This window comes from Okeania sp. SIO2F4, assembly GCF_010672385.1.
Lineage (GTDB): Bacteria > Cyanobacteriota > Cyanobacteriia > Cyanobacteriales > Microcoleaceae > Trichodesmium.
In genome coordinates this window covers 3,876-5,817 of the sequence record NZ_JAAHGT010000626.1, presented here as the reverse complement: position 1 = coordinate 5,817, position 1,942 = coordinate 3,876, and the positions used below count along the sequence as shown (strand labels likewise).

At 34.2% G+C, this 1,942-nt stretch carries 3 protein-coding genes; all 3 read left to right on the top strand.

From position 1 onward, the window contains the following. The first annotated feature begins 155 nt into the window (after positions 1-155). Positions 156-491, top strand: coding sequence for a Uma2 family endonuclease (locus tag F6K22_RS29065; protein ID WP_363274679.1), 336 nt, complete (start codon positions 156-158; stop codon positions 489-491). Between the two features lie 149 nt (positions 492-640). Then, complete coding sequence (locus F6K22_RS29060; protein ID WP_293106107.1) at positions 641-1,222, top strand: Uma2 family endonuclease; 582 nt, start codon at positions 641-643, stop codon at positions 1,220-1,222. Between the two features lie 149 nt (positions 1,223-1,371). After that, on the top strand, positions 1,372-1,942 hold a 571-nt coding region (locus F6K22_RS29055; protein WP_293106104.1), incomplete at its 3' end, for a Uma2 family endonuclease.

Sequence of the window (1,942 nt, the reverse complement as noted above, 5' to 3'; positions counted from 1 at the left end):
TCAATAGTTACTAAGATTAAAAGTCTGTTTTTGACAATTATTAGTCGGTATTTTATAGATTTTTCCTACTTTTCCTCTCCCCACACCTCCCACACTTCCGTACGGACGTTGCATAAGGGCGTCCCTACCCCACCCAATCATATATAGCATTCTTTTTGAGAAATGGTATTACTGCTGAACGTTTTCCTGAAGACTGGGAAGAAGATGTAGCTTGTTCTGTACCACCAAATTTAGTAATAGAAATAATTTCTCCTGAGCAAACATTTGGTCAACTCACTGCTAAAGCCAGAGATTATTTAGATGCAGGTGTCTTAAGACTGTGGGTTGTTGATAGTAAAGCTAGGAGTATTACAGTTTTTTATCCAGATGCACCGCCACAAATTTATATGGGAGATACTCTACTTATAGATTCTTTATTTGAAGGATTAGAATTAACTGCTGAACAGGTATTTAATCAAGCTGGAATTACAACTATAATTAGTTCTAGTTAATTATACGATCGAGTAATACAGCGCTAGGTGCAACTCAAAAGTTAAAATTCAAAAGTTAAAAGTAATCTCTGAGTGATATCGCATACCAAAAGCAATAGCTGATAGCTGATAGCTGACGACTGACAGCTAAATACTTATTTAGAGACAAAATGATACAGCTAAAAAATCAACTTACATTACAAGAATTTCTCGAACTTCCACCAGGAGATGCAGATATTATTTATAAATTTATTGATGGAAAAGCAATAGTAAAAATCTCACCCAAATTTTTTAATTCTAAACTAACTCGTGCTTTGCTCTATCTAATAGATGAATGGTGGGAGGGAAAAGGACAAGTTTTTCCAGAATGGGCTGTGAAATTAACTCCTCAAGGGAAAGACTGGGTACTTACACCAGAAATTTTATATGTTTCTTATGAAGGTTTATCTCCAGAATGGATAGCAGATGATTTTTATCCTGTTTTGCCTGATTTAGTAATAGAAATTATTTCCCCTGAGCAAACATTTGGTCAACTCATTGCTAAAGCCAGAGATTATTTAGATGCAGGAGTATTAAGACTGTGGGTTGTTGATAGTAAAGCTAGGAGTATTACAGTTTTTTATCCAGATGCACCGCCACAAATTTATATGGGAGATACTCTACTTGTAGATTCTTTATTTGAAGGATTAGAATTAACTGCTGAACAGGTATTTAATCAAGCTGGAATTACAACTATAATTAGTTCTAGTTAACCACATGATTGAGTAATACAGCGCTAGGTGCAACTCAAAAGTTAAAATTCAAAAGTTAAAAGTAATCTCTGAGTGATATCGCATACCAAAAGCAATAGCTGATAGCTGATAGCTGACGACTGACAGCTAAATACTTATTTAGAGACAAAATGATACAGCTAAAAAATCAACTTACATTACAAGAATTTCTCGAACTTCCACCAGGAGATGCAGATATTATTTATAAATTTATTGATGGAAAAGCAATAGTAAAAATCTCACCCAAATTTTTTAATTCTAAACTAACTCGTGCTTTGCTCTATCTAATAGATGAATGGTGGGAGGGAAAAGGACAAGTTTTTCCAGAATGGGCTGTGAAATTAACTCCTCAAGGGAAAGACTGGGTACTTACACCAGAAATTTTATATGTTTCTTATGAAGGTTTATCTCCAGAATGGATAGCAGATGATTTTTATCCTGTTTTGCCTGATTTAGTAATAGAAATTATTTCCCCTGAGCAAACATTTGGTCAACTCATTGCTAAAGCCAGAGATTATTTAGATGCAGGAGTATTAAGACTGTGGGTTGTTGATAGTAAAGCTAGGAGTATTACAGTTTTTTATCCAGATGCACCGCCACAAATTTATATGGGAGATACTCTACTTGTAGATTCTTTATTTGAAGGATTAGAATTAACTGCTGAACAGGTATTTAATCAAGCTGGAATTACAACTATAATTA